We start from the raw sequence: 26,941 nt of genomic DNA, 5'->3' as shown, positions 1-26,941 counted from the left end.
CGGAGACCAGCATGAACGCATCGCTTACGCCCAACGAAACCACGGTCCAAAAGGTCAAGCTGCTGATCAATGGCGAATGGGTCGAGTCGCAGACCACCGAATGGCACGACATCGTCAACCCGGCCACCCAGCAAGTGCTGGCGAAAGTCCCGTTCGCCACCGCCGCTGAAGTCGATGCTGCCGTCAGCGCTGCCCAGCACGCCTTCCAGACCTGGAAACTGACCCCGATCGGCGCGCGCATGCGCATCATGCTCAAGCTGCAAGCGTTGATCCGCGAACACTCCAAACGTATCGCTGTAGTGCTGAGCGCCGAGCAGGGCAAAACCATTGCCGACGCCGAGGGCGATATTTTCCGTGGTCTGGAAGTGGTCGAGCACGCTTGCTCCATCGGCAGCCTGCAAATGGGCGAGTTCGCCGAGAACGTCGCCGGCGGCGTTGATACTTACACCCTGCGCCAGCCGATCGGTGTGTGCGCCGGCATCACGCCATTCAACTTCCCGGCGATGATTCCGCTGTGGATGTTCCCGATGGCCATCGCCTGCGGCAACACTTTCGTTCTGAAGCCTTCGGAGCAGGATCCGCTGTCAACCATGCTGTTGGTCGAGCTGGCGATCGAGGCCGGTGTTCCGGCTGGCGTGCTCAATGTGGTTCATGGCGGTAAAGACGTGGTCGATGGCCTGTGCACGCACAAGGACATCAAAGCCGTGTCCTTCGTCGGTTCGACCGCTGTCGGCACTCACGTCTATGACTTGGCTGGTAAACACGGCAAACGCGTGCAATCGATGATGGGCGCGAAGAACCACGCTGTGGTTTTGGCCGACGCCAATCGCGAGCAAGCGCTGAATGCACTGGTCGGCGCCGGTTTTGGTGCGGCCGGGCAACGCTGCATGGCCACTTCGGTGGTAGTGCTGGTCGGTGCGGCGAAACAATGGCTGCCGGATCTGAAAGCGCTGGCGCAGAAACTCACCGTCAACGCCGGCAACGAGCCGGGTACTGATGTCGGTCCGGTGATCTCGAAAAAAGCCAAGGCGCGGATTCTCGATCTGATCGAAAGCGGCATCAAAGAAGGCGCCAAACTTGAGCTGGACGGTCGCGACATCAAGGTGCCGGGCTACGAGCAAGGCAACTTTGTCGGCCCGACCCTGTTCTCGGGCGTGACCACCGACATGCAGATCTACACCCAGGAAATCTTCGGCCCGGTGCTGGTGGTGCTGGAAGTCGACACCCTTGATCAAGCCATCGCCCTGGTCAACGCCAACCCGTTCGGCAACGGCACCGGCCTGTTCACCCAGAGCGGTGCGGCGGCGCGTAAATTCCAGACCGAAATCGACGTCGGCCAGGTCGGCATCAACATTCCGATTCCAGTACCGGTGCCGTTCTTCAGCTTCACCGGTTCGCGCGGTTCGAAACTCGGCGACCTCGGCCCGTACGGCAAGCAAGTGGTGCAGTTCTACACGCAGACCAAAACGGTCACGGCGCGCTGGTTCGATGACGACAGCGTCAACGACGGCGTGAACACCACCATCAACCTGCGCTGAGGAACTGCCATGAAAATCGCATTTATCGGTCTGGGCAACATGGGCGCGCCGATGGCGCGCAACCTGATCAAGGCTGGCCACTCGCTGAGTCTGGTCGATCTGAACAAAACCGTGCTGGCGGAACTGGAGCAACTGGGCGGCAGCATTCGCGCTTCGGCCCGTGAAGCCGCCGAAGACGCCGAACTGGTGATCACCATGCTACCGGCGGCGGTACATGTGCGCAGTGTCTGGCTCGGTGAGGACGGTGTGCTGGCTGGCATTCGCCAAGGTGTGCCAGCGGTGGATTGCAGCACCATAGATCCGCAGACTGCCCGCGATGTAGCGGCCGCTGCGGCGAAAAAAGGCGTGGCCATGGCCGATGCGCCGGTGTCCGGTGGTACTGGCGGTGCGACTGCCGGCACGCTGACCTTTATGGTTGGCGCCACCCCGGAACTGTTCGCCACGCTGCAACCGGTGCTGGCGCAGATGGGCCGCAACATTGTGCATTGCGGCGAAGTCGGCACCGGGCAGATCGCCAAGATTTGCAATAACCTGCTGCTGGCGATTTCGATGGTCGGCGTCAGCGAGGCGATGGCGCTGGGGGATGCGCTGGGGATCGACACCTCGGTGCTGGCCGGGATCATCAACAGCTCGACCGGGCGCTGCTGGAGTTCGGAAATGTACAACCCGTGGCCAGGCATCGTTGAAACGGCGCCGGCTTCGCGCGGGTATACCGGCGGGTTTGGCGCGGAACTCATGCTGAAGGATTTGGGGCTAGCGACCGAAGCGGCGCGTCAGGCGCATCAGCCGGTGGTGCTCGGCGCGGTGGCGCAGCAGTTGTATCAGGCGATGAGTCAGCGTGGGGATGGCGGGAAGGATTTCTCGGCGATCATCAACAGCTATCGCAAGCCTGCAATAGAAGGACAGCGCTGAACACACTGTGGGAGCTAGCCTGCTAGCGATGGCAGAGTGTCAGGCAACTCATTTTCGCCAGATCAACCGCAATCGCCAGCAGGCTAGCTCCCACAGGGATTCGAGTGAATCTGGGACATTTGCCGGGAAATCACGTCGGGTGATCTCCCGGCTTTTTTGCATCAGGCAAACACGAAATATTTGCGCACGGTCTCAACCACTTCCCACGTACCTTTCATGCCCGGTTCAACCACAAAAATATCGCCAGCACGCAGATGAATCGGCGCCATGCCGTCCGGGGTGATCACGCAGTAGCCTTCCTGGAAATGGCAGTACTCCCACTTCACATAATCGACGCGCCATTTGCCGGGGGTGCAGATCCACGTGCCCATGATCTTGCTGCCGTCTTCGCTGGTGTAGGCGTTGAGGTTGACGGTGTGCGGGTCGCCTTCGAGTTTTTCCCATTTGCAGGCATCGAGAACCGGCAGCGGATGGGTGTCGCGCAGAACGGTGATAGGGGCAGTCATGTGTCGGCTCCAGACAAGGCGATCAAACGGAAGCTGCACCCTATAGCGCCGTGCTTCTGCCCAGATGTCTGTGCTCGACATTCAGATATCCATAAACGCTGCCAGCGTTTTTCGGATGGAGGCGTAAACCTTCCAGCAAAATCAATTAACGGCAGTACTGATCTAAAACAAAGGTTATGAAGTTATAACTATTTTACTTGTCTGGTTTTTGCTTTTAGTACGTCGGTTCCGTTGCGTCCTTAGTTGCTTTCGATAGTCAGCCTTCCCGATAGCGCGGGCGCCCCACCATACCCCGTCTTTGTTAAGTAAATAAGTCGTTCGCCGCACCAAGGAGGTGCGGTGTCTGTGGGGTTTTGCAGACTTTTTTCGAGTTGTAAAAAAACCTTGAATAGTTCGTTGACTCTCCCCTTAAGGGCAGAGTTTAGATTCCCGCCGCGTGAGAAGTTGCTGTGGGAAAAGTTACTTTTCATAAGTCGAATTAATGAAGTAGTCACGACATATAGGGAGATAGAAATGAACAATCCATTGGACTTGGAACATGTCGTTGCCAGCACTCGCGAAATCCTCGCGCAGCTGTTGGTGATGGGTGCGAATGACATCGAAGAAAACAGCAGCATTGTCGAAGACCTCGGTGCCGACTCGCTGGACATCGTCGACCTGAGCTTCCAGCTGGGCCGCCAATATGGCTGCACACTGCCGAAAACCAGCGTGCTCGACCATGCAGTGGCGGTTTGCGGTGATGCCAGCGAGTTTCTCGCCAACGGTCGCATTACCGAAAGCGGCAAGCACCTGCTTGAGCAAAGCCTCAGCGCCTACACCCCGGATCAACTGAAGGCGGGCATGCAACCGGCTCAAGTGTTCGCCGCGACTACCGTGCGCAACTGGGCCAACCAGTGCCGCAATCTCTTCAACTACCTGCCGGCCACCTGCCCGGATTGCAACGCCCACCAGGCGGTTCTGAACGAGCGTCAACAAGTGGTCTGTGGCGCGTGCAGTGCGCGCCTGGTGCCGGCGGATGGCGATGAAGTGTCGCGTCAATTGGTTGAGCAGTTTGTCACCACTCACGCCAAAGAAGCGGTGTAGGAGTTCTCATGCGGGCACGACAAGTCTATGTGAGCGGGTTCGGTCTGGTGGCGCCCATGGCGCTGGACGCTGCCACGTTGTTCGAGCGGATTTGCCGGAAGCAATCCTGTGTCCGCGAACATCCCCGGTTCAAGGCGCTGGGATTCAACAATAGCGCAGCCGGATTTATCGACGATACGCAGTGGCAGCGCATCGGGGCCGGTTTCGGCGGCAACGCGGCGCTGCACCCACGGCAAAGTGTGCTGGCCGAGTACGTTGCCCAGCAGGCGCTGGAGCACGCCGGCCTGACGCCGGCAGACCTTGCTCACAGTCGCAGCGGTCTGTTTCTGGGGGCCAACAAGTACTGTGCCGACAGCCACGATCTGCAGCGGCTCAGCCGTTGCATGGATGAGGCCGGACGTGTCGACCTCGACCGTCTGCTGGACAGTCCGGCACCGTCCAGTGCGACCTTCATCCGGCGGGTCGATCAACAGACGCAGCATCTGGCCGATCGGCTCGGCATCCGCGATCACATCTCGACCCATTCCGATGCCTGTGCCGCCGGCACCATGGCCATCGGCAGTGCTTACCGGGCCATCGAGCGCGGAGAGATCGATCTGGCTATCTGCGGCGCCGTCGAACTGATGGCCAACGAACTGCCTTATTACATGTTCAACAGCCTCGGCGCGCTCTGTCAGGCCGACTTGCCGGCGAGCGAACAGAGTCGCCCGTTCATGCCAGACCGTAGCGGTTTTGTCCTCAGCGAAGGCTCGGCGATGTTCATTCTCGAATCCGCTGAGCACGCGCAGCGGCGCAAGGCTGCGCCACTGGGCCGGGTGTTGGGTTACGCGAATGTCTGTGAGGCGCAGAAAATGACTTCTAGCAGTCGCGACGGCAGTAAATACGAGGAATGCATGGAAGCTGCAATCGAAGACGCCGGGCTGCTGCGCAGCGCCGTGCAACACGTCAACACCCACGGGACCTCCACGCAGGCCAATGACAGTTGTGAAGCGTTGGCGCTGCAGCGGTTGTTTGGCGGTTGCCAGGACTTCATGACCTTCACCGCTAACAAGTCCGCCATCGGTCATTCGCTGGCAGGCAGTGGCGCGATCGAAGCAGTGCTGTCGCTGATGAGCCTGCGTGACGGTGTGCTGTTGCCCACCCTGAATTACGACCCCGAGCGTGCCGAATACCCTTCGCTGAAGTTCTTGAGCGAGCCGGTGCGACAACCGATCAACGTGGTGATGTCCAACTCGTTCGGCTTCGGCGGCATCAACAGCTCGCTGGTTCTGGGGAGGGCATGAGATGAACAGAGCCATCTATCTCAATGCCGCTGCGGTGCTGAATGTGGCGGGCAGTGAATGCGCTGACTTGCTCGGCACGCCCTTTGCGGCGCAACCGCTGGCATTTGACTCACAGCGTCAGGCGTTTGCATTGCCGACGCCGCGACTGGCCAGTGACCTGTTTGATCGCAAGATCCAGCGCAGCGTCGAACCGCAGGGCTTGCGCCTGTTGCATTGCGCCGCACGGCTGGCGCCAGCACTGGCCGCGATGCAATTGCCCGCGTCACGCATTGCGCTGACAGCGGCCATTCCCGAAGTCGATGCGCCGAGTCCTTGCTGGGATGCGGTGCAGGCGATCATCGAACAGCCGCAAAAACAACTGGCGCAGTTATTGGCCAACACGCCGCCCCTGCATGCGCTGACCCTGCTCAACAGCAGCGTCATGGCTTATGTCGCCGAAGCATTGAATTGCCACGGGCCAATGGGCGGATTTTGTTCCCAGGACAACGCCGGGCTGGATGCGCTGATCGAAGCCTGCCAGCAGATTGGCGAGCGGCATGCCGACGCCGCGTTGGTGATCAGCAGCAGTCCGAACCTGACCCCGGCCCTGTACCTGCGCGAGCCGGATCAGGCGAGCGAACCGATTTTCGGTGAGGGCGCCGCCACGCTGTTGCTGGCGTCGACACCAGCGCCGGGTGCGGCACACGCGGTGCGCATTGCCGGGTTTGCCCGTGGTTACAGCACGGATCCGCAACGCTCTGAGGCGGTGGGGCGGCGTGTAATCGACCAGGTCCTGAGTGTCGAGAAACTGCGAGTCGGCGACGTCGAGCATATCGTCGGCAATTGCGCTGACGGGCAAGTGATGAAGTTGCTCGAAGCTTTCCCGCGCGAGATTCGCAGCACCCGCGCCATGACCGGTGAAATGGGCGCCAGCGGCTTGCTGACCGAGGTCGCACTGGCCTTGCACCTCAGCCGTGAAGTAGCGGCGACGCCGGGCTACACGTTGCTTGTCAGCCACACTCGCGCCGGTCACTGGGGCGCATTGCTGTTGGCCAGTGAAACCATGGAGAAGCACGCATGAGTGCGACACGGATTGTGATCACCGGCATGGGCGCCGTCACCGGTTTCGGTTTCGAATGGCAGACCCTCTGGGAAAAAATGCTCGGCGCCGAACATTGCGTGCGGCCATGGCAGCCGCACGACGTGCAAGAGGCGTCGTTCGCGGTGCGCTACGCGGCACCGGTCGACATGCGCCTGTTGCCGGAAAAACTGCAAAGCCATCCGGCCTGGACGATGCCGCTGGAAAAGCGCAGCCGGTTTGGCTGGGTGGCTGCCACGCAGGCCGTCGGTGACAGCGGCTTGCAGCCAGAACAGTTGCGGGGCGCGGCGGTACTGTGTGCCTCGGGAGCACCGCAGCACATGCTCGCTGACATGCTGCTGACCGAAGCCCCGAATGGCGGCACCCCGAGCTGGTCGTACCTGATGTCGCGGGCCGGGCAAGTGAATGCCGACGGCTCGCTGCGTCAGGGCAACGACCGTCTGGCGCGGGTAATCGCCGACGACCTGGGCTGTGAAGGGCCAGTGATCAACATCAGCAGTGCCTGTGCCGGTGCTTCGCAAGCCATTGGCAACGCCTTCCAGATGATTCGTCGCGGAGAAGTCAGCGTAGCGCTGGCGGGTGGCGCCGACTCGGTGCTCAACCTCGACACCATGGCCGCGTTATATCTGTTGGGTGCCGCTTCGGGCGAGCAACGCTGGGGCGCTGATCTGTGCCGTCCGTTCGATCGTGACCGCAGCGGTCTGATTGCCGGCGAGGGCGGTGGTTTCGTCGTTCTGGAAAGCCTCGAACATGCCTTGGCCCGTGGCGCCACGCCGTATGCCGAAGTGTTGGGTTTCGGCAGCAGTCTGGACGGCTACAAGGTCACCGCACCGCAACCGGAAGGACGCGGTGCGGCACTGGCGATGCAGGCCGCGCTGGATGACGCCGGTTTGCGCGCGCAGCAGATTGATCTGATCAACGCCCACGGCACGTCGACTCCGCTCAATGACGTTGCCGAAACCCTCGCTATCAAAAGTGTGTTCGCCGAGCACAAGCATTATCGAACCCTGGCGGTCAGCGCCAACAAATCACAGTTCGGTCACCTGATCGCGGCCGCTGGCGCACCGGAATGCATTGTCACCGCGTTGGCCTGCCTGAACGATCTGGTGACGCCAACGGTGAACCTGCATGACGCCGACGAACAGTGCGATCTCGATTACTGCGCCGGGCAAGCCGTCAGCCGCCGAGTGGATTACGCGTTGAGCAATTCCTTTGGTTTCGGTGGCCTCAATACCTCGCTGGCCCTTGGCAAATATCGGGAGCATGGACAATGACTGACGCCACTGTACGTGTCGCGATCGCCGGCAGCGGTTGTGTGTTGCCCACCGGCTGGGGCGTTGAGGGTTTCTGGTCGGCGGCCCGCGAAGGGCGTAGCGCGATCTCGCCTCTGAGCTCGTCACTGTTCCACAGCGAGCGGGTCATAGCGTTCGGACACGTCGCTGATCGGGATCATCAACGTAGCCGTCAGGACGTTGCACAAAACCTCCAGCGTTACTGTCCGCCGGCGGTGATCTGGGGCGTTAGTGCGGTGCGCCAGGCGTTGACAGAAGCCGGGCTTGAACCGGGTCGCGACAACGTGCGTTTTGGTCTGTATTGCTGCCAGGGCGGTTACACCCATCCCTCGCTCGCGTCTTACGGTGAACTGCTGCACGAATGTCAGACCGAGACCGGTGCCGACATGCAGCGTCTGGCCAAACGCGTGTTGCAGGAGCGCGCGCTTGATCCGTTTCTGGTCCTCAAAAGCCTCAGCAACGGGCTGCTCGGGGTGGTCAGTCTGGCGTTGAAACTGGAGTGCGAAAGCAACGCTTACATGCAAGGCGTGGCCGGCAATCTCGCGGCGCTGCGCGAGGCCTGCGCCGCGCTGCAAAACGGTCGAGTGGATGCGGCGATTGTGGTTGGCGCCGGCAGTGAACTTGATCCGCTGGCGCTGGCTGCACTGGCCGAGGCGGGGGTGATCAGCACCGACGGTTCGCAAAGCCTGCGTGCCTTTGATAGCCAGGGCCGTGGCGGCATTGCCGGCGAAGGTGCGGCGGCGCTGGTATTGCGTCGCGCCGATGACCTGCCGGCAGGGCCGCAAACATGCCTGACCACACTGTTCGCACATCCGCGTCTGGACTCGCTGAACTTGCCCGACAAACAGGTCGATCTTCTGATCAGCAGCGCCACTGGCGATCCGCACAAGGATGCCGATCTGGCCCGCACGCTGGCGCGAACCGGTGCCGCGCACATCACCAGCAGCACATCGCTGACCGGCATTCTGAGTGGTGCACCGAGTCTGGTTGACCTGATCTTCGCCCGGCAGGCCTTGCAGGCGCAAAGCATCCCGCCGGTCAGTGGCCTGGAGCAACCGCTGGATGCGCATCTGCCGTTTGTGATCGGCGGGCCGCGCGATGCCGTGCTGCACGATTGCCTGGTCATCAACCGCGACGACAACGGTTTCAGCGCCGGTTACCAACTCGAATTTCACGCAGCCGACTGACCGTCGGCACGTAAAGAAACGCAGCTGATTTTTTACTCAAGGGATAGAACTGTCATGGATTACCGCGATTACGTACGGCCGAAATTCGTTGAATTGATGCAGGCCCTGGGCCTCGAATGCCAGTTCCACAGAGCGCTGGGCAGCAAACTGTTTTACCGCGACCGGCAGGGCGAAGAGGTGACTGTCACTGACTTCCTCGGCGGTTACGGTGCCGCGCTGTATGGTCACAACGATCCGCAATTTGTCGATCAACTCGTCGACCTGCTGCGCGCCGATGTGCCGTTCAACGCGCAGATGTCGGTGCGCGGTGCGGCCGGTCAGTTGGGGCGTGAACTTAGTGAAGCGTTCAACCGTGAGCTGAACAACAGCGAACGCTACATCTCGACCTTCTCCAACAGTGGCGCCGAGTCGGTGGAAATCGCCGTCAAGCACGCCGAATACCGTCGTCAGAAAAACCTGCAGAAGCAATTCGACGAGCGCGATTTCGCCCTCGCCAATCTGGTCGCCAGCGACAAGGCATACGTCGAGCTGGACATCGACGATCTCGAGTTGCCAGCCGGTCTGCTGCCGCAGAATCTGTCCTGCGTCACCGTGCGCCAAGTGGCCGAAGCGGTGCGTCAGCACAACCTGGCGCAACTGCATGTCGAGCCGGTGTTTCTGGCTGTGCGCGGCAGCTTCCACGGCAAACTGGTGAACACCGTTCAACTGACGTACGGCAAGCAGTACCGCAAGCCGTTCGCCCGTTTCGGCCTCAACGTCGAGTTCATCGACCCGCAGCAACCCCAGCAATTGCAAGAACTGCCGGCCCGTCATATCCGTCACTGGCTGAGCCTGGAGTGGAGTGGCGACACCCTGCAGGTGCGCCGTGAGGCGTTCAGTGCGATCACCGCCGTATTGCTGGAGCCGATTCAGGGCGAGGGCGGCATCAACGAGTTCGCCAATGAGTTCTATCTGGGCCTGCGGCGTCTGTGCAACGAGCAGCAATGCCCGCTGATCATCGACGAAGTGCAATCGGGTTTCGGCCGCACCGGCACCTTGCTTGGCGCCAGTCATTTCAACTTGCAGGGTGATTACTACTGCCTGTCGAAAGCCTTGGGCGGTGGCCTGATGAAGATTGCCGCGACGGTGATTCGCGCCAGCCACTACGAAAACGATTTCAGCTACATCCACAGTTCGACCTTTGCCGAAGATGATGCGTCCTGCCATATCGCCCTGTCGGCCCTGCGCCGTCTGTTCGAGAACGACAGCGCGATGCTCAAGGACGTGAACAAGAAGGGCGAATACCTCAAGTCTTCGCTGCTGGAACTCAAAGCGGCCTACCCGGACGTGATCGCCGACGTGCGTGGTCGCGGCTTGCTGTTGGGCTTCGAACTGCACGACCTGACCGGCACCAGTTCGCTGGTTCAGGCCTCGGCGCAGTACAACGATGCGCTGGGCTACATCATCGCCGGCTACCTGCTGCAATTCGAATCGCTGCGCGTGGCGCCGTCGGGCAGCAACGCCAATGTGATCCGACTGGAACCGCCGGTGTGCATCACCTTCGAAGAGATCGACGGACTGATCGCTTCCTTGCAGAAAGTCTGCGACATGCTGCGCCGCCGCGATGCCTTCCCGCTGGCCGCGGGTGTGTGCGCCGACAGCATCGCTGACGTGCCGGCGCGCGAGGTCAGCTTCAAGGAGAGCGAAACTCGCCCAAAGTCTGACGAGAACGTGCGCGTAGTGGCTCGCGTGGCGTTCATCAACCATTTGATTGATTCGGACATGCTCAGCGACGTCGATCCTTCACTGTCGACCCTGAGCGCTGAGCAGAAGCGCGAGTTCATCAAACGCATGGCGCCCGAGCGCCGGGCCGCGCCCATCGGCCCGGTGCAGATTCGCTCGAAACTCGGCACCGCCGTGGAATTCACCCTGTATCCACTGTGCATGGATTCCGATGCCATGGCGGCGTATATCGCCAGCGGCGATCTGCAGACCATCCGCGAAGAAGTCGGCAATCGCATCAAGGATGCCCGCGCCGATGGCTACACCGTCGCCGGGCTGGGCATGTACACCTCGATCGTTACCAACAACTGCCAGGCGCTGCAGATTCCTGACATGGCGCTGACCTCCGGTAACGCCCTGACCATCGGCATGGGCCTGGAAGCCATCGAACAGGGCTGCAAGCAGCAAGGCCTGGAACTGAGCGAGCAGACCGCTGCAGTGGTCGGTGCGGCGGGCAATATTGCCTCGACCTACGCCTCGCTGTTGTCGACCAGCGTCGAGCACCTGATCCTCATTGGCAGCGGCCGCGACGGTTCCCTGCGTCGTCTGGAAAAAACCGCGCAACAGATTTACGCCGAAGCCGCCCGCGCGATCCTCAAGGGTGTCGCCGAACACGACCGCCTCGCCCGTCGCCTGCAGCAAATTGATGGAATCGACGGGCTCTTGCAGGCCCATGGCAGCAGTACCGATCTGGGTCAGCACGTGGCAAAACTGGTCGAGGAACGCCTGGGCGCAAACGCCTTCATCACCGTCAGCAACGATCTTGAAGTGCTGAAACAGGCGCGCATCGTGCTCTGCGCCGCGAACGCACCGCAGCCGTTTCTCTTTGCCGAACACTTCGCCGAAAACAGCGTGATCTGCGACATTGCCGTACCGCTGAACGTTGACCAGAACCTCGCCAGCCAACGCAGCGACGTGCTCTACATGCACGGCGGCATCGTGCAGACCCCGCTGGGTGATGGCCTGGTGAAAAACGTTCGTGCCTATCTCAAGCAAGGTCAGTTGTACGCGTGCATGGCCGAGTCGGTGCTGATGGGCCTGTCCGGTATGAAACAGCACTACTCCTACGGCGACATCAGTCGTGAGCAAGTGCAGCAGATTCGTGCACTGGCGGCGACCCACGGCTTCAGCCTTGCGCAGTTCAAAACCGACAACTCGCTCTAAGGAACGGTCATGCCGAATAAAGTAGCAGTGGTGACCGGTGGCAGTCGTGGCATCGGTCGGTCGATTGTCCAGACCCTGGCCGGGGCGGGTTATCAGATCGCGTTCAGTTACGTACGCGATGAAGTCGCGGCGATGGCCTTGCGCGATGAAGTACAGGCGTCGGGGATCGATTGCCTGGCGTTGCAATGCGATGTCAGCAGCGGCGACAGCATCAAGGCGTTTTTCGAGCGGGTCGATCAGCATTTTCAGCGTATCGATCTGTTGGTCAATAACGCCGGTATTACCCGTGACGGCTTGCTGGCGACGATGTCAGCGCGCGACCTGATCGACGTAATCCAGACCAACCTGATCGGCACGATGCTCTGCTGTCAGCAGGTGGTGCCGGGCATGTTGCGCCAGCGCAGCGGTTGCATCGTCAACATCAGTTCGGTGGCGGCGCAGAAGCCCGGCAAAGGCCAAAGCAACTATGCCGCCGCCAAGGGCGGGGTCGAATCGTTGACCCGTGCCTTGGCGGTGGAGCTGGCGCCGCGCAACATTCGCGTCAACGCGGTCGCTCCGGGCATCGTCAAGACCGAGATGAGTACGGCGCTGATCGGCAGTCAGGAGGAGGAAATTCAGTCGCGTCTGCTGATCAAGCGCTACGCGGAACCGCAAGAAATTGCCGAAGCGGTGCTGTACCTCGCCGATCGCGGTTTGTACCTGACCGGGGAGGTCCTGCCGGTCAACGGCGGGTTGAAGATGCCATGAGCCGGACCATTCTGATCACCGGAGCGGCGAAAGGCATCGGCCGCGCGGTCGCCGAGAACTTTGCCGCCGAGGCTGGCAATCGCCTGATTCTGCTGGATCTCGATCTGGCCGAACTGCAGCGCTGGGTCGATGAGCAACAGGAGCAGATCCAGGCGCGAGTCGAAACCCACGCGGCGAACATTGCCGACCTGCCGGCCATGCAGGCGTTCTTCAAGACCCTCGGCTCGCAAGTCGAGTACGTCGATGTGCTGGTCAACAGTGCAGGCATCTGCAACGAGAACGAGCCGGAGGATCTGCACAACTGGCACAAGGTGATTTCGGTCAATCTCAACGGCACGTTCTACGTGACCTCGCTGTGTCTGACACTGATGCCGGACCGTGGCCGGATCATCAACATGTCGTCGATCCTCGGCCGTGCCGGCAAGGTGCGCAACACTGCGTACTGCGCCTCCAAGCACGGCATCGTCGGCATGACCAAGGCGCTGGCGCTGGATCTCGCTTCGCGGCAAATCACCGTCAACGCGATTCTGCCGGCGTGGATCGATACGCCGATGTTGCAGGGTGAACTGGCGACGCAAGCGGCGATTGCCGGTTTGACCCAGGAACAGATCGTGCGCAACGCGAAGAAGAAACTGCCGATGCGCCGTTTCATTCAGAGCGAAGAAGTGGCGGCGATGGTGCGTTACCTGGCCAGCCCCGAGGCTGGCGGGGTCACCGCGCAGAGTCTGGTGATCGACGGCGGTGTCGGGTTGGGAATGTAGCGATGCCTCGATTTCACAACAGTCACATCGTGTATGCGGTGTGGGCGTGCATGGCTGCGCCCACCGCGATGGCCGAATTGACCATCGACGATTTGAAGCCTGATTACGCCGACGGTGAAGTCGGCGTGGCCACGGCCGTGCGTCTGCACGGCGATGATCAGGTCACGCAAAAAGCCGTGTATTTCAAGGCCAATCTGGAAGACAACTGGGAGGGCGGTTACTACAAGGCCAAGGGCCGAGTGCGTTATGACGCGCGCTATGACGGCAACAATCCGTACAGCGAACGGGCGCGGGACAAGTACCGTTTCGATGCCGATTGGCGGCACCTCTACGTCGGCCATTCGCTGGGCGACGGCGAAGTGACGGTGGGCTGGCAGCAGGTGGTCTGGGGCCGCGCGGATGAATTGCGCGTGCTCGATCAGATCAACCCGCTGGACTATCGCGATGGTCTGACGCCGCTGCTCGAAGACAGCCGCATTGCTGTGCCCATGGTGCGTTTTGCGCAACCGGTGGGCGAGTGGGAGCTGGAGGCGCTGTGGATCACCGACTTCGTGAAAAACCGGGCGCCGGTAGAGGGCAGTGAATTTGCCGCGCCACTGTTTGCTACGCCGGACCCGCAGTATTTCCTGCTCGATTCCAAACCCGGCTATGACGGCGACAAGGGCTATTCCTATGGCCTGAGCGCCAACGGCCGGATCGGCGCGGTGGACACCAGTTTTGTCGCCTTGAGCGCTCGTCAGCAAGACCCGGTGTACGCGGTCGAAGGCCTCGCCGATGACGGCCGCACGCGGCTGGAACGGCAGTTTCCCCGATACACCATGGGCGGTGCCGGGCTGGCGATCGACGCCGGGCACAGCATCGTGGTGCGCAGCGAGGTGGCGTATTTCGACAACTGGCGAGTGACCAATCCGACCCGCGCCTACGGTGTCGACAGCACGCCGATGGTCAAGTCGTTGCTGGGTGTCGACTACCTGTTGCGCGACTGGCTGATCTCCGCGCAGTGGCAGGAACAAGTGCTGCTCGACTGGCAGGACGGCATGTTGCAGGACAAACACGAACCGCTGTTCACCCTGTCGGCCGAAGGCACCCATTGGCAGGACCGCCTCAAGAGTCGTCTGGTGGTCGCTGGCTCACCGCCGTTTCAGGACGACGCCTTGCTGCAAGGCATCTTCACCTACAAGCCGGTCGACTACATCAAGCTCGGGCTGGAGGTGGACGTGTTCTTCGGCAAGCCCGAGAAGACTTTCGGCGAGTACAGCAAGCGCGATCAAGTGCGGCTGTCGGCCGGTTATCTGTTCTGACCCATTACGCCTGCCGCGCGCGCAGGTGCATTCATCCAACGAAAAGGAAGTTGTCATGTTGCCGTTTTTGAAAAGTCTGACCGCCGCCGCATTGATCCTCGGTAGCGCCTGCGCCAGTGCCGCTGAGGCCGCCAATGCCGATGAGATCATCCGTCAGGTACGCGATCGCAATGACGGGAACAGCTTCATGTCCCAGGTTTCGCTGATCCTGCATGACAAAAAAGGCAATACCCGCGTTCGCGAGTTCACCTACCTGCAAAAGGATTACCCGGACAGCGACAAGTTCAGCATGTACTTTTCCGCGCCGACTGACGTCCGCGACGTCGCCTTCCACATCGAAAACCCGCACGAAACCCTCGGCCTGGAAGACAGCCAGTGGATGTACTTGCCGGTCAGCCGTCAGACCCGCCGCATCTCCACCACCGACAAGCGCGGCTCGTTCATGGGCAGTGAGTACTCGTACGCCGATCTGGACAAGATTCGCGTCAAGGATTACTCGCAGAAACTCGTCGGCGAAGAACAGATCAAGGGCCGCGACTGCTACGTGATCGAGCGCGAACCAGCCTCCCCCGAGGTGCTGGCCAAGACCGGTTACAACAAGCTGAAGGTGTGGATCGACAAGCAGAACTTCCTGGTCATGCGCCAGGATTTCTTCGACGTCAAAGGCGTGTTGATCAAGCAGATGCGCACGCAGAAAGTCGCAACCATCGACTCGATCGACAGCATCGTCCTCAGTGAGACCGAGCACTTTATCGACGGCACCCGCTCGGAAATGCGCTTCAACCAGTTGCAGTACAACGTCTCACTGGAAGACCGCCTCTTCACCCAGACCGCCATCAAGCGCGGGCTGAAAACCGGTGACCTGCCGGACTTTGCCGTGTCTGCCCGCTAAGCGCCGACCCCGACCACCTGGAACCGCATGATCATGGAAAGATATCTGAATTTCGTCGAGCGCTATGCGCGGGCGATTGTTTTCCTGCTGGTGGCAATCACCGCGTATTTCACTTATACGCTGGGCGCGCTGGTGTCCGACACCAACCCTTACCTGCTCAAGGAAAGCCACCCGGCGCGCAAGACCATCATCGATTTGCAGGGTGAGTTCACCGGCACGTTCGACTCGGTGATGGTGGCGCTGAACAATCCGCAAACGGTGTTCAACAAAAACACGCTCAACGCGCTGTTTTCGATGTCGCAGTCGGTGCGCAAGATGATTCTGGCCAACGATGCCGACAAGGAGCAGTTGGCGCAAATCGTCGCCCGCCATCCAGACGACAGCCGTGCGCAGTTGTTGACCCGGGACATTCTCGAGGGTGGCTTTTCGCAGAACGATTACGCCAACGCCAAGGCCTTGCGTGATCATGCCCAGAGCCAGAACTGGGATTCCCATGATCAGCTGTTCCTGTCCTTTCTCGCCGAGCGGATCAACCCGATCCGCGAAATGGCCTCGATGGGCGACCTGGAAAACATCGTCCTGACCGACGACGGTGAGCTGTTGATCCACAAAACCCTGAATGCCTATGACATGGACCCGGCAGTGGTCGAGTCGCAGATAATGGGCAACGAATTGATGGTCGACGGGGTGGTGTCCAAGGACAAGAAAGTCGCGATGCTGGTGGCTGAGCTCGGCACCAAGCAGGACGACGCTCAGGCGCAACTGCGGGCTTATCAGATTGTGCGCGGCATCGTCGCGCAATATCAGGCTGAACACCCGGAGTACAAGGACGAAATCTTCATCGCCGGCATGCCGATCTTCATCGCCGCGCAGCAGGAAATCATCGATCACGACCTGGCGGTGTTGTTCCCGATCGTGTTTCTGCTGATTACCTTGCTGCTGATCTTCTTCTTCCGCAAACCGCTGGGCGTGCTGCTGCCGCTGTTCAATATTCTGTTCTGCACCATCTGGACCTTGGGCCTGATGGCGCTGTTGCGGGTGCCGTTCGACCTGCTGACCAGTGTGCTGCCGGTCTTTCTGTTCACCATTTGCTGTTCCGATGCGATCCACGTGATGGCTGAGTATTACGAGCAGAAAAATGCTGGCAAGAGCAATCGCGAGGCCAACCGCGAAACCCAGCGTTTGATGGTAGTGCCGGTGGTGTTGACGACCGTGACGACCATCGCCACGTTCATGATTTCCACCACCAACAACATTGTCAGCATTCGCAATTTCGGCGTGTTCATGTCGATCGGCCTGACCGCGGCGCTGATCATTTCGCTGTTGCTGATTCCGGCGTGGATTTCCATCTGGGGCAAGGATCAGCCGCAGCAGGCCAAGGCTGAGGTGCACAAGGAGTCGATCATCTCGCGGTATCTGGTCGCGTTCTGTGCCTGGATGATCCGCTTTCGCAAACCGATCCTGCTGGTCATGCTGCCGTTGCTGGCGCTGGCCACCGTGTTCACCTTCCGCGTCGATATCGAAGACTCCGGCATCGCCTACTTCAAGCCGGAAAGCCACATTCGCGTGTCCGATCAGTTCATCAACCACGCCAAAGTGGCGGGCACTGCGCCCGGCTGGATCGCGATCGACAGCAAAGAGCCGCGCGGCGTGCTAACCACCGAAGTGGTGCAGTTCATTGACAAGCTCGACCACTTCATCAAACAGCAGCCGAATGTCAGTTACGGCTATTCCCTGGCCACGTACGTCAAGCGCATGAATCTGGTGCTCAACGACATGAACCCGGAGTATCTGCGGGTGCCGAATGCTGTGGAGAAGGTCACATCAGTCAATGACGACGGGCAGATTGAGCGTTTTGAGGTGCCGGGCAATTCGCTGATCGAGCAGCATGTGATGCTGTTCGAGAACGGTGGCGGTTCGGACCTGAACAACGTGCTCAATGCGGACTTTTCCAAGGCCTTGACCCTCTACACCATGACCTCGTCGGTCGCTAGCGACTATCAGGGCATGCTCGACCGCCTCGATGCCTGGTTGCTGATCAACAAACCGGCCAACCTGGAAGTGACCCACGCCGGCACGCCGTTGATCTGGACGGGGGTACTGCAGGAAATCACTCAAGGCCAGGTGCTGAGTTTTTCCCTGGCCTTGCTGGTCGTCACGCTGATGATGATGTACTGGCTCAAATCGGTCCGCCTCGGGGTGCTGGGCATGTTGACCTTGCTGACCACGTCGGTGACGGTCTACGGCTTCATGTTCCTGTTCGGTATCGAGCTGAACATCGGCACGACGCTGGTGACGTTCCTGGTGGTCGGCGTGGTGGATTACGCGGTGCACCTGCTGTCGCGGATCAAGTTGCTGGTGCAGCAAGGCATTGAGATCGACGCGGCTATTTTGCAGGCGATGCACAGCGTTGGCCGTTCGACGGTTATCAACGTGGTGATCTTCTCCGTGGGCTTCATGGCGCTGCTGTTTTCCGACTTCAAGCCGATTGTCGATCTCGGCGCACTGGTGGCGATGGCGCTGTTTTCCAGCGGGGTCATGACCATTGTGCTGGTGACGCTGGTATCGCCGTGGTTCTTTGCGGCGATTGCGCCGGTGCATGCGCCGGCCCCAGCACTGCGCACAGAGGGGGAGACGGTGCCGGGCTGATCCGCCAACGCGCGGGCACGCCTGCCCTGAGGCGGCAGGCGAGTCCGCTCATGCGGCGCAGCAGGGTTTTCAGTTCAGTGTATTGACCGGATTTTTTTCGCCATAACGGGCGATGCGTTCGAACTGACATTCCTGGCGTGCGTCGTTGAGGTTGTGTTCAAACGCCTCGAGGCCATCATGCAATTGCTGCAAATCGCCGATCTGGGTCACCAGTTCGGCTTTTTTTTCGGCAATGGCTCGTTGCGCCATGTCCCACGGGAATTCGTCGCCGCGGTAGTTGTTGAGGATCACCTGCAGCTCTTTGAGCTTGAAGCCCAGTTGCTGGGCGCACTTGATGAACGTCAACACCTCGACACTTTGCTGGCTGTAGATGCGGTATTTGCCTTCACGCTTGGGCTCGGGCAACAGGCCGATTTCTTCGTAATGGCGAATGCTTTTGACTGTGGTGCCCGACAGTTGGGCGGCTTTGCCGATATACATAAGGTCCGTCTCGATGATCAAACATAGCGTAGCGCGATCAGGCGTCATGCCGGATCGGCGGCGATTATATGTCCAATACCATCAGAAAATTGCAACTGCGCGTAAATGACGTGCACAGGCGACGGACGGGCTCATGAAGGGAACCCGAGGAGGCACTGACGGCGGCGGGTGCGCCGTCAGTTGAGGCGGCTGGAAAACCTTAGACGGCGGCGGTCACGCGCGCCTGTTCCAGCCAGGCATCGCGCTGGTTTGGCTTGGAGCCTAGGATCGGCCCGAAGGTCAGCGTCTTCAGTGGCTTGATGCCGCAGAATTCCAGCGTGGTCTTGCGCATCTGATTCAGCCCCGGCATGCCGTAGATCCATTTGTAGTACCAGTACGGCGTGTCCATGGTCACCAGCAAATGCGCGGTGCGGCCCTTGAGCAACTTATCGGGGAAGGCTTTGCCTTCGCGGTATTTGAAGGCGAAACCCGGCAGGAAAATCCGGTCGACGAAGCCTTTCAACAGCGCCGGAATCCCGCCCCACCAGATCGGATAGACGAATGTCAGGTGTTCGGCCCAGGTGATATCGGCCTGGGCTTGCAGCAGGTCCGGTTCCAGTGGCTGCACCTTGTTGTAGCCTTCGTGCAGGACCGGGTCGAACTCCAGCGCATCCAGCCGCAGCAGCCGCACGTCATGCCCGGCGTCCTTGGCGGCCTGAACGTAGGTGTCACTCAATGCCCCGCAGAAGCTGTCGGTGGAGGGGTGACCCAGTATCACGAGCATTCGTTTGCTCATTGTGTGTACTCCTGAAATGAAGCGCACAGGATAGAGTCTGCCCCTAGCGGTAGAGTCAAGGCACCAGCGCATCAAACAAGGCTCGGGCGTAACCGGGCAGGCGGTCGAAGTCCCGTGCGCACAGTTGCAGAGTGCGATGGGCCCAGACTTCGTCCAGCGGCCGGCACGTTATCGAGTGCACCGCCGCCCAGCGCTCGATGGCCACCTTGGGCACGATGGCCAGCCCCGCACCTCGCGCCACCATGCGCATGACCCCCTCGAAGCCATCGGCGCGGATCCGGATCGACATGCGCTGGCCGATGTGCAGCGCTTGTTCCTCCAGGTGAATCGCCAGCGCGCTGTGGCTACCAAGCGCCACGTAGTCGTGCGCCAGGGTTTCACCAAACGTCAGCGACGCCTGACTCGCCAAAACATGGTCAGGGGGCAGGACCAGCACCAATGGATCGTCGCGAAAGGGCCGGGTCTGTAGACCGTGGGTGTCTACCGCATCGGAGACGATCCCGAGGTCCGCCGCGCCCTGACGCAAGGCGTGAGTGATGCGCGCGCTGGGTAATTCCTGCAAATCGATGTCGAGATTGGGGTGATCGCGCAGGAAGTCCGCGAGTACTTCCGGCAGGTATTCAGTGATCGCCGTGGTGTTGCACAGCAAGCGCACCTGACCTTTGACGCCTTGGGCATAGTCGGCCAGATCCTGCTGCAGGCGTTCGGCCTGTTGCAGGAGGATGCGCGCATGCTGGGCGAGGGCCTTGCCGGCCGGCGTCGGCGTGACGCCACGGCGACCGCGCTCGAGAAAGTCGGTGCCGAGTGAGGCTTCCATGGCGCGGATTCTGGCGCTGGCGGCGGCCAGGGATAAATGGCTGCGGGCGGCGCCGGCGGTGATGTTGCCGGTGTCGAGGATGTGCAGGTAGAGGCGCAGGTCGGTGAGGTCGAAGTGCATGGGCAGCCTCTGAAAGTTCTGGTGTCTCGGCTGGCCTCATCGCGAGCAGGCTCACTCCTACATGGGATCTGTGGCGACGCAAAACCTGTAGGAGTGAGCCTGCTCGCGATGAAGCCAGAAGCCTCAAAAATATATCAGCCTCTTGCCAGGGGAGAGGCAGCCTCAGTATATGGCAGATTTTCAGCCAACTCCGACTGGCGCACAGTAGCGCCATGAACACACTCACAGATTTCTACCAGCACCTCGGTCTGGCCCTGTCCTTGTTGGTTATCGCGACCTTCATTCTCGCCGGCCTGATCAAAGGCGTGATCGGCCTCGGCCTGCCCACCGTCGCCATGGGCTTGCTCGGTCTGGCTATGGCACCGTCGCAGGCAGCCGCTTTGCTGATCATCCCGGCAACCCTGACCAATGTCTGGCAACTGGCCTTCGGCGGCCATTTGAAAGTACTGATCAAACGCCTGTGGCCAATGTTGCTGATGATCTTCCTCGGCACCGCTATCGGCACGTTGTCGATCGGCATGACGGGCGGGCATTGGGTGGTGCGCGGGCTCGGCGCGGCCCTGTTGCTCTATGCGTTGACTGGTTTGTTTCTGCCAACGCTGAGCGTCAATCCACGCCATGAAGGCTGGCTGGGTCCGGCGTGCGGTTTGATCACCGGGGTCATCACCTCGGCCACCGGCGTCTTCGTGATTCCAGCGGTGCCGTACCTGCAAGCGCTGGGCTTGAATCGCGATCAACTGGTGCAGGCGCTGGGCCTGTCTTTCACCGTTTCGACGTTGGCGCTGGCCGCTGGATTGCTCTGGCGTGGCGCCCTCGGTGGCGGCGAACTAAGCGCTTCGCTGCTGGCGCTGATCCCGGCCATTCTCGGCATGTTGCTTGGTCAATGGCTGCGCGAACGCATCAGCGCCGTGCTGTTCAAGCGGGTGTTCTTTATCGGTCTGGGCGCACTCGGCGCCCATTTGTTGATCAGCGGTTAGCCGAGGCTTCGCTGAGCATTTCGATCTGGCGGATATCAAAATCACGCTCCAGATAATCCATGCGCCGTTCAAAAAACGCCTTCATGTGCGGCAGATTCGAATGCACATCCAGGTGCGCTTGCGACGCCCAGATCTCGTAGAAGATAAACAGCGTCGGGTCTTCCTTGTCGCGCAACATGTGGTATTCGATGCAGCCGTGCTCGGCGCGACTCGGCTCAACATAGGCGCGAAACAGCGTCTCGAAGGCTTCGGCTTTTTCCGGGCGGGTCTTGGCGTGCAGGATAAAACCCTGGCGTTCACTCATCGCAACAACTCCTCAAATGCAGATGGCCAAGAATGCTATGGCAATAATCGGCGTTCGATTCGTGCTTTTTACTCAAATGTATTTTGCGCAAATCCGGCTTATTCCGCGCGAGGCGGATCGTTAATCTGCCGCCATTCCAGTTTCCCTTCTCCATCCAGCCCAATGGCTGCGCCGAGGCTTTCTCATGAAAAAAGTGCTGTTGCTCAATGGCGGTAAAAAATTCGCCCACTCTGACGGTCGTTACAACACCACCCTGCACGAAGCTGCACTGAGCGTGTTGGATCGCGGCGGTGTCAACGTCAAAACCACCCTTATCGACGAGGGCTACGACGTTGCCGAAGAAGTGGCCAAATTCCTCTGGGCCGACGTGATCATTTATCAGATGCCCGGCTGGTGGATGGGCGCGCCGTGGACGGTGAAAAAGTACCTCGACGAAGTCTTCACCGAGGGCCACGGCAGCCTTTACGCCAGCGATGGCCGCACCCGTTCCGATGCGTCGCAGAAGTACGGCAGCGGTGGCCTGATTCAGGGCAAACAATACATGCTGTCGCTGACCTGGAATGCCCCGCAGCAGGCCTTTGATGACCCGACTGATTTCTTTGAGGCCAAAGGTGTCGACGCGGTGTACTTCCCATTCCACAAGGCCAACGAGTTTCTCGGTATGACCGGGTTGCCGACGTTCCTCTGTGTCGACGTGATGAAGCGGCCGAATATCGAGGCTGATGTGGCGCGTTATGAGCAGCATTTGACCGAGGTGTTTGGCCTCAAGGCTTGAGTGTTTCAAGCTACTATCGGTGGTAACAGCAAAAGATCGCAGCCTTCGGCAGCTCCTACAGGAACCCATTTCCATGTAGGAGCTGCCGAAGGCTGCGATCTTGGCGATTTCAAAGAGGACACCCGTGAAAGCCAGATCCGATGAGTTGCAGATTTTCGTCTGCGTGATCGAATGCGGTTCGATTTCCGCCGCCGCCGAGCAAGTCGGGCAAACGCCGTCGGCGGTCAGCCGCACGTTGTCGAAGCTGGAAGCCAAGCTCGACACCACGCTGATCAACCGCACCACGCGGCGTATGGATCTGACCGAAGAGGGCAAATATTTCTTCGAGCAGGCCAAGCTGATTCTCGATCAGATGGAACAACTCGAAGAACGCCTGTCCTCGCGCCAGCAAACCCCGTCCGGGCGCCTGCGGATCAACGCTGCATCGCCGTTTATGCTCCACGCAGTGGTCCCGTACATCGACGAATTCCGTCGGCTCTATCCGGACATCCAGCTCGAACTCAACAGTAACGACCTGATCATTGACCTGCTGGAACAAAGCACCGACGTAGCCATCCGTATCGGCACTCTCGCTGACTCGACGCTGCACGCGCGCTCGCTCGGCTGCAGTCCGCTGCTGATCGTCGCCAGCCCCGCCTACCTGGAAAAACATGGCGCGCCGCAGCAAGTCGCCGATCTGAGCGAACACACCTTGCTTGGCTTCACCCAGAACGAAGGCCTCAACCAATGGCCGCTGCGCTACGTGCACGGCGACCGCTGGCCAATCACCCCGGCGATCAGCGCCTCCAGCGGCGAGACCGTGCGTCATCTGGCGCTGGAAGGGCAGGGCATCGCTTGCCTGTCGCACTTCATGACCATCGACGACATCCGTGCCGGCCGTTTGAAAGTCCTGCTCGGCGAATTCAACAGCGGTTATCGCCAGCCGATCAACGCGGTGTACTACCGTAACTCGCAATTGGCGTTGCGCATTCAGTGCTTCCTCGACTTCATCCAGAGCAAACTCGCCGCCTACGCCAGCGCCGATTTCAAGGGCTGATTCGTGACCTCTGCGCAAGAGTGAATTGGGTGATGGCGGGTTTTTCCCTCCAGCTCAGGGGCAGATACTCGTCCTATCACTTACTCACGCAGGGAGTTACTCCATGAACGTATTCGTCACCGGCGCTGCCGGTTTTATTGGCGGCTCGATCGCTACCGGTCTGGTTCAGGCCGGGCATAAAGTCACCGGCCTGGTGCGCAGCGCCGAACAGGCGGCTGAGCTGAAAGCACTCGGCATTACCCCGGTCATCGGCACCCTCGATGACAAAGCGCTACTCGTTGAACAGGCCCGCGCTGCCGATGCGGTGATCAACGCCGCCAGCAGCGACCATCGCGGCGCGGTCGAAGCCTTGCTCGATGCCTTGCGCGGTTCGAACAAAGTGTTCCTGCACACCAGCGGTTCGAGCATCGTTGGCGATGCCTCCGGCGGTAAATCCAGCGATGTCATCTACTTTGAGGACAACCTGCCAGAGCCGACCGTCGACAAAGCGGCGCGTGTGGCCATCGACAACTTGATCCTCGCGGCGGCGAAGGACGGCGTGAATTCCGCCGTCATCTGCAACACGCTGATTTACGGCCACAGCCTGGGCGTCAATCGCGACAGCGTGCAACTGCCGCGATTGCTCAAGCAAGCGCGCAAAAGCGGCGTGGTACGCCACGTCGGCACAGGCCAGAACATCTGGTCCAACGTGCACATCGAAGACGTCGTCGCCCTCTACCTGCTGGCACTGACCAAAAACGTTCCGGGCACGTTCTACTTCGTTGAAAGCGGCGAAGCGTCATTCATCGACATGACCACTGCCATGGCCCAAGCGCTGAACCTGGGCCAACCGCAAGACTGGCCATTGAAAGACGCCGAAGCCGAATGGGGCTACGAAATGGCCAACTATGGCCTCGGCTCCAACAGCCGAGTGCGCGGCAAACATGCGCGTGAACTGCTGGGCTGGGCGCCGAAACGCACGTCAGTGGTTGAATGGATTCGTAACGAAATGGTGTGATGGGTGTTTGAGCCCCGCCGGGCTTTGCTATCACCCTTCAGAACGGCTGCCATCGGGCGGCCGTTTTCGTTTCAGGCTTTGCGCTTGTATTGCGCCAGACCTATGGTGCTCTGAACATCGCCAATTCAGCAGGTACAGGGATGATTAACCGTTACGACGCAGAAGGGGCAAAGGCAAATCCCTCGGTTGCTCGATGGATTTGAAAGGGACTGTCTTGCCAAATACACACCGTGCAGGCCCGAACTGGACGAGAACCTGATTCGCGCCATCGCTGTAACGCACGTGGAGTTCATCCTTATTCATCCCTTTCGCGAAGGTAATGGGCGCTTGTCGCGATTATTGGCGGATGTCATGGCCGTGCAGGCGGGCTACGTGCCGCTGGATTACAGCAGTTGGGAACGAAACAAAGAGGCTTATTTTGCAGCAATCAGTCAGGGGCTGAACTGCAACTACGAACCCATGGAGTATTGGGTACGACAGGCGTTGTGGACTTGAGGTCGACGCTACTTGGCCAGGGACAAATTTAGAAACTTACTGGATCTGACTTTGAGTTTGCGCTCAATTGCCTCGACACTTTGGCCCGTCTCTATGGCTGTCGAGCTGGCGATTGCGCGGATCAGAGTATCGGCTGTCAGTTTTTTTCTGGTGCGACGCGCGGAGGTCATGGCGGGGACTCTACGGAATTTGTAAGGCGAGTATAGCGCTTGGCTGGCTTAGAGAAACACAACGTAGGGTTGGACGCGAACCTGTGGGAGCTGGCTTGCCAGCGATAGCGGTTCACCAGTCAGCATCTAAGTTGAATGTGCAGCCGTCATCGCTGGCAAGCCAGCTCCCACAGGTTATCCGCGTTGCACCTGACGCAGTGCAATCAAACTGTAGGAGTGAGCCTGCTCGCGATAGCGGTCATTCAGCCAATGATGATATTGACTGACATGGCGCAATCGCGAGCAGGCTCACTCCTACAGGGGTTTTGCTTTGGCTGCATAAGTATGTAAATCCCACACCGCGAGTTTCATTAATCACGACAAAACATATCTGTTAGCGACATCCCTTACCTCTCCACGAAAATTACTTTCATGCGGTTTGAAATCTCGATCTCGAAATGATTTATGAGTTTCACAACCCATTCGAACGTGACCCTTTCGAGGAGTACCGCATGACGCCTTCCTTCGGCTATTGGCTGCTGGTGTATGCCGCCGTTGCCATCATCGCGCTGATCGTGTTGATCGCCCGTTACCGGCTCAATCCGTTCATCGTCATCACCCTGATTTCCATCGGCCTGGCGCTGGTCGCGGGGATGCCGCCGTCGGGTGTGGTGGGGGCATATGAGGCCGGGGTGGGCAAGACGCTGGGGCATATTGCGCTGGTGGTCGCGCTGGGGACGATGCTCGGCAAGATGATGGCCGAGTCCGGCGGCGCCGAGCAGTTGGCGCGCACGCTGATCGACAAGTTTGGTGAGAAAAACGCGCATTGGGCGATGGTTTGCATCGCGTTTCTGGTCGGGCTGCCGCTGTTCTTCGAGGTCGGTTTCGTCTTGCTGGTGCCGATTGCATTCACCGTGGCGCGGCGCGTGGGTGTGTCGATTCTGATGGTCGGGTTGCCGATGGTCGCCGGCCTGTCGGTGGTGCATGCGCTGGTGCCGCCGCACCCGGCGGCGATGCTCGCGGTGCAGGCCTATCAGGCGTCGGTCGGGCAGACCTTGCTCTACGCGATTGCCATCGGCATTCCAACGGCAATCATTGCCGGCCCGCTGTACGCCAAATTCATCGTGCCGCGCATTCAATTGCCGGCGGATAACCCGCTGGAAAAACAATTCCTCGACCGCGAACCGCGCGACAAACTGCCGGGTTTCGGCATCACCATGGCGACCATTCTGTTGCCGGTGGTGTTGATGCTGATCGGCGGTTGGGCCAACCTGATTTCCACGCCGAGCAGCGGTTTCAGCCAGTTCCTGCTGTTCATCGGCAACTCGGTGATTGCGCTGCTGCTGGCGACCTTGCTGAGTTTCTGGACGCTGGGCATCGCCCAAGGTTTCAACCGCGAATCGATTCTAAAATTCACCAACGAATGTCTGGCACCTACCGCCAGTATCACCTTGCTGGTCGGTGCTGGCGGTGGCTTGAACCGCATTCTGGTCGACGCGGGCGTCACCGATCAGATCGTCGGCCTCGCTCATGAATTTCACCTGTCGCCGCTGATCATGGGGTGGTTGTTTGCTGCGCTGATGCGCATCGCCACGGGGTCGGCGACCGTGGCCATGACCACCGCGTCCGGCGTGGTCGCGCCGGTGGCCATTGGTCTGGGTTATCCACACCCTGAACTGTTGGTGCTGGCGACTGGCGCTGGCTCGGTTATCTTTTCCCACGTCAACGACGGCGGCTTCTGGTTGATCAAGGAATACTTCAACATGACGGTCGCGCAGACGTTCAAGACCTGGACCGTGCTTGAGACGCTGATCTCGGTAGTCGCGTTCGGCCTGACCGTCGGCCTTTCTTACTTGCTGTAA

The 26,941-nt window shown here is 60.0% G+C and carries 24 protein-coding genes; 19 read left to right on the top strand and 5 right to left on the bottom strand.

What is annotated here, in order from left to right; all coding sequences use genetic code 11:
* The first annotated feature begins 11 nt into the window (after positions 1-11).
* Complete coding sequence (locus FGA82_RS16490) at positions 12-1,538, top strand: CoA-acylating methylmalonate-semialdehyde dehydrogenase (protein WP_141127860.1); 1,527 nt, start codon at positions 12-14, stop codon at positions 1,536-1,538.
* Between the two features lie 9 nt (positions 1,539-1,547).
* Complete coding sequence (mmsB, locus tag FGA82_RS16485; RefSeq protein ID WP_141127859.1) at positions 1,548-2,450, top strand: 3-hydroxyisobutyrate dehydrogenase; 903 nt, start codon at positions 1,548-1,550, stop codon at positions 2,448-2,450.
* A 161-nt stretch (positions 2,451-2,611) separates the two neighbouring features.
* Here the strand turns inward: mmsB and FGA82_RS16480 are convergent, their stop codons facing one another.
* Entirely contained in the window at positions 2,612-2,956 is a 345-nt protein-coding gene (locus tag FGA82_RS16480) for a cupin domain-containing protein (protein ID WP_003177747.1), read from the bottom strand.
* A 513-nt stretch (positions 2,957-3,469) separates the two neighbouring features.
* Here FGA82_RS16480 and FGA82_RS16475 point away from each other — a divergent pair.
* Genes FGA82_RS16475 through FGA82_RS16425 form a run of 11 tightly spaced genes read left to right on the top strand, consistent with a single transcriptional unit; the run spans position 3,470 to position 18,154 of the window.
* A complete protein-coding gene (locus FGA82_RS16475) occupies positions 3,470-4,039 on the top strand; it encodes an acyl carrier protein (protein ID WP_141127858.1) in 570 nt (189 codons plus the stop codon).
* 8 nt (positions 4,040-4,047) lie between these two features.
* Positions 4,048-5,322: a beta-ketoacyl-[acyl-carrier-protein] synthase family protein gene (locus tag FGA82_RS16470; protein WP_141127857.1), complete on the top strand. Its 1,275-nt coding sequence runs from the start codon at positions 4,048-4,050 to the stop codon at positions 5,320-5,322.
* A gap of 1 nt (position 5,323) precedes the next feature.
* Positions 5,324-6,382 carry a beta-ketoacyl synthase gene (locus FGA82_RS16465; RefSeq protein ID WP_141127856.1) on the top strand — a complete coding sequence of 353 codons (1,059 nt, stop codon included), beginning with the start codon at positions 5,324-5,326 and terminating at the stop codon, positions 6,380-6,382.
* Positions 6,379-7,674, top strand: a complete 1,296-nt coding sequence (locus FGA82_RS16460; RefSeq protein ID WP_141127855.1) for a beta-ketoacyl-[acyl-carrier-protein] synthase family protein — start codon at positions 6,379-6,381, stop codon at positions 7,672-7,674. Before FGA82_RS16465 ends, FGA82_RS16460 begins: the two co-directional genes overlap by 4 nt.
* Positions 7,671-8,879, top strand: coding sequence for a beta-ketoacyl synthase N-terminal-like domain-containing protein (locus FGA82_RS16455; RefSeq protein WP_141127854.1), 1,209 nt, complete (start codon positions 7,671-7,673; stop codon positions 8,877-8,879). Before FGA82_RS16460 ends, FGA82_RS16455 begins: the two co-directional genes overlap by 4 nt.
* Positions 8,880-8,933: 54 nt before the next feature.
* Positions 8,934-11,804 carry an aminotransferase class III-fold pyridoxal phosphate-dependent enzyme gene (locus FGA82_RS16450; protein WP_141127853.1) on the top strand — a complete coding sequence of 957 codons (2,871 nt, stop codon included), beginning with the start codon at positions 8,934-8,936 and terminating at the stop codon, positions 11,802-11,804.
* A gap of 9 nt (positions 11,805-11,813) precedes the next feature.
* Positions 11,814-12,551: a 3-oxoacyl-ACP reductase family protein gene (locus FGA82_RS16445; RefSeq protein WP_141127852.1), complete on the top strand. Its 738-nt coding sequence runs from the start codon at positions 11,814-11,816 to the stop codon at positions 12,549-12,551.
* Positions 12,548-13,312 carry an SDR family NAD(P)-dependent oxidoreductase gene (locus tag FGA82_RS16440; RefSeq protein ID WP_141127851.1) on the top strand — a complete coding sequence of 255 codons (765 nt, stop codon included), beginning with the start codon at positions 12,548-12,550 and terminating at the stop codon, positions 13,310-13,312. Before FGA82_RS16445 ends, FGA82_RS16440 begins: the two co-directional genes overlap by 4 nt.
* Positions 13,313-13,314: 2 nt before the next feature.
* The gene (locus tag FGA82_RS16435; protein ID WP_141127850.1) at positions 13,315-14,613 is read left to right on the top strand and encodes a DUF1302 family protein; all 1,299 of its coding nucleotides are present in this window, start codon (positions 13,315-13,317) and stop codon (positions 14,611-14,613) included.
* Positions 14,614-14,668: 55 nt separating this feature from the next.
* The gene (locus FGA82_RS16430) at positions 14,669-15,505 is read left to right on the top strand and encodes an outer membrane lipoprotein-sorting protein (protein ID WP_141127849.1); all 837 of its coding nucleotides are present in this window, start codon (positions 14,669-14,671) and stop codon (positions 15,503-15,505) included.
* A 33-nt stretch (positions 15,506-15,538) separates the two neighbouring features.
* Positions 15,539-18,154: an efflux RND transporter permease subunit gene (locus FGA82_RS16425; protein ID WP_141127848.1), complete on the top strand. Its 2,616-nt coding sequence runs from the start codon at positions 15,539-15,541 to the stop codon at positions 18,152-18,154.
* Between the two features lie 69 nt (positions 18,155-18,223).
* Here the strand turns inward: FGA82_RS16425 and FGA82_RS16420 are convergent, their stop codons facing one another.
* From FGA82_RS16420 to FGA82_RS16410, 3 genes are all read right to left on the bottom strand, one after another.
* A complete protein-coding gene (locus tag FGA82_RS16420) occupies positions 18,224-18,634 on the bottom strand; it encodes a MerR family transcriptional regulator (RefSeq protein ID WP_034154373.1) in 411 nt (136 codons plus the stop codon).
* 199 nt (positions 18,635-18,833) lie between these two features.
* Complete coding sequence (locus tag FGA82_RS16415) at positions 18,834-19,409, bottom strand: NAD(P)H-dependent oxidoreductase (RefSeq protein WP_141127847.1); 576 nt, start codon at positions 19,407-19,409, stop codon at positions 18,834-18,836.
* A 55-nt stretch (positions 19,410-19,464) separates the two neighbouring features.
* Positions 19,465-20,346, bottom strand: a complete 882-nt coding sequence (locus FGA82_RS16410) for a LysR substrate-binding domain-containing protein (protein ID WP_141127846.1) — start codon at positions 20,344-20,346, stop codon at positions 19,465-19,467.
* 212 nt (positions 20,347-20,558) lie between these two features.
* Between FGA82_RS16410 and FGA82_RS16400 the strand changes: the two genes are divergently transcribed.
* Positions 20,559-21,323, top strand: a complete 765-nt coding sequence (locus FGA82_RS16400; protein ID WP_141127844.1) for a sulfite exporter TauE/SafE family protein — start codon at positions 20,559-20,561, stop codon at positions 21,321-21,323.
* On the opposite strand, the gene FGA82_RS16395 is transcribed toward FGA82_RS16400, so the two are convergent.
* Positions 21,313-21,627, bottom strand: a complete 315-nt coding sequence (locus FGA82_RS16395; protein WP_141127843.1) for a putative quinol monooxygenase — start codon at positions 21,625-21,627, stop codon at positions 21,313-21,315. The genes FGA82_RS16400 and FGA82_RS16395 overlap by 11 nt on opposite strands.
* Positions 21,628-21,811: 184 nt before the next feature.
* Here FGA82_RS16395 and FGA82_RS16390 point away from each other — a divergent pair, with 184 nt between their 5' ends.
* From FGA82_RS16390 to FGA82_RS16365, 5 genes are all read left to right on the top strand, one after another.
* Complete coding sequence (locus FGA82_RS16390; protein ID WP_141127842.1) at positions 21,812-22,402, top strand: NAD(P)H-dependent oxidoreductase; 591 nt, start codon at positions 21,812-21,814, stop codon at positions 22,400-22,402.
* Positions 22,403-22,526: 124 nt separating this feature from the next.
* The gene (locus FGA82_RS16385) at positions 22,527-23,438 is read left to right on the top strand and encodes a LysR family transcriptional regulator (protein ID WP_016984263.1); all 912 of its coding nucleotides are present in this window, start codon (positions 22,527-22,529) and stop codon (positions 23,436-23,438) included.
* Between the two features lie 103 nt (positions 23,439-23,541).
* A complete protein-coding gene (locus FGA82_RS16380; protein ID WP_141127841.1) occupies positions 23,542-24,435 on the top strand; it encodes an NAD-dependent epimerase/dehydratase family protein in 894 nt (297 codons plus the stop codon).
* Positions 24,436-24,621: 186 nt separating this feature from the next.
* A complete protein-coding gene (locus FGA82_RS16375) occupies positions 24,622-24,930 on the top strand; it encodes a Fic family protein (protein WP_249384250.1) in 309 nt (102 codons plus the stop codon).
* A 661-nt stretch (positions 24,931-25,591) separates the two neighbouring features.
* Positions 25,592-26,941 (top strand): GntP family permease, encoded by a 1,350-nt coding sequence (locus FGA82_RS16365; RefSeq protein WP_141127840.1) that lies wholly within the window; start codon positions 25,592-25,594, stop codon positions 26,939-26,941.

The sequence above is a fragment of the Pseudomonas fluorescens genome (assembly GCF_005938625.1).
GTDB lineage: Bacteria > Pseudomonadota > Gammaproteobacteria > Pseudomonadales > Pseudomonadaceae > Aquipseudomonas > Aquipseudomonas fluorescens_BD.
The sequence above is the reverse complement of the archived record's forward strand: the minus strand, read 5'-3'. Positions and strand labels throughout refer to the sequence as shown.

Bases quoted from the DNA above. Each gene is read 5' to 3' on its own strand.
- FGA82_RS16410 (WP_141127846.1), bottom strand. From the start codon at position 20,346: ATGCACTTCGACCTCACCGACCTGCGCCTCTACCTGCACATCCTCGAC.
- mmsB (WP_141127859.1), top strand. From the start codon at position 1,548: ATGAAAATCGCATTTATCGGTCTGGGCAACATGGGCGCGCCGATGGCG.
- FGA82_RS16415 (WP_141127847.1), bottom strand. From the start codon at position 19,409: ATGAGCAAACGAATGCTCGTGATACTGGGTCACCCCTCCACCGACAGC.
- FGA82_RS16425 (WP_141127848.1), top strand. From the start codon at position 15,539: ATGGAAAGATATCTGAATTTCGTCGAGCGCTATGCGCGGGCGATTGTT.
- FGA82_RS16490 (WP_141127860.1), top strand. From the start codon at position 12: ATGAACGCATCGCTTACGCCCAACGAAACCACGGTCCAAAAGGTCAAG.
- FGA82_RS16450 (WP_141127853.1), top strand. From the start codon at position 8,934: ATGGATTACCGCGATTACGTACGGCCGAAATTCGTTGAATTGATGCAG.
- FGA82_RS16395 (WP_141127843.1), bottom strand. From the start codon at position 21,627: ATGAGTGAACGCCAGGGTTTTATCCTGCACGCCAAGACCCGCCCGGAA.
- FGA82_RS16445 (WP_141127852.1), top strand. From the start codon at position 11,814: ATGCCGAATAAAGTAGCAGTGGTGACCGGTGGCAGTCGTGGCATCGGT.
- FGA82_RS16430 (WP_141127849.1), top strand. From the start codon at position 14,669: ATGTTGCCGTTTTTGAAAAGTCTGACCGCCGCCGCATTGATCCTCGGT.
- FGA82_RS16465 (WP_141127856.1), top strand. From the start codon at position 5,324: ATGAACAGAGCCATCTATCTCAATGCCGCTGCGGTGCTGAATGTGGCG.
- FGA82_RS16460 (WP_141127855.1), top strand. From the start codon at position 6,379: ATGAGTGCGACACGGATTGTGATCACCGGCATGGGCGCCGTCACCGGT.
- FGA82_RS16390 (WP_141127842.1), top strand. From the start codon at position 21,812: ATGAAAAAAGTGCTGTTGCTCAATGGCGGTAAAAAATTCGCCCACTCT.
- FGA82_RS16475 (WP_141127858.1), top strand. From the start codon at position 3,470: ATGAACAATCCATTGGACTTGGAACATGTCGTTGCCAGCACTCGCGAA.
- FGA82_RS16400 (WP_141127844.1), top strand. From the start codon at position 20,559: ATGAACACACTCACAGATTTCTACCAGCACCTCGGTCTGGCCCTGTCC.
- FGA82_RS16420 (WP_034154373.1), bottom strand. From the start codon at position 18,634: ATGTATATCGGCAAAGCCGCCCAACTGTCGGGCACCACAGTCAAAAGC.
- FGA82_RS16480 (WP_003177747.1), bottom strand. From the start codon at position 2,956: ATGACTGCCCCTATCACCGTTCTGCGCGACACCCATCCGCTGCCGGTT.
- FGA82_RS16365 (WP_141127840.1), top strand. From the start codon at position 25,592: ATGACGCCTTCCTTCGGCTATTGGCTGCTGGTGTATGCCGCCGTTGCC.
- FGA82_RS16380 (WP_141127841.1), top strand. From the start codon at position 23,542: ATGAACGTATTCGTCACCGGCGCTGCCGGTTTTATTGGCGGCTCGATC.
- FGA82_RS16470 (WP_141127857.1), top strand. From the start codon at position 4,048: ATGCGGGCACGACAAGTCTATGTGAGCGGGTTCGGTCTGGTGGCGCCC.
- FGA82_RS16435 (WP_141127850.1), top strand. From the start codon at position 13,315: ATGCCTCGATTTCACAACAGTCACATCGTGTATGCGGTGTGGGCGTGC.
- FGA82_RS16455 (WP_141127854.1), top strand. From the start codon at position 7,671: ATGACTGACGCCACTGTACGTGTCGCGATCGCCGGCAGCGGTTGTGTG.
- FGA82_RS16440 (WP_141127851.1), top strand. From the start codon at position 12,548: ATGAGCCGGACCATTCTGATCACCGGAGCGGCGAAAGGCATCGGCCGC.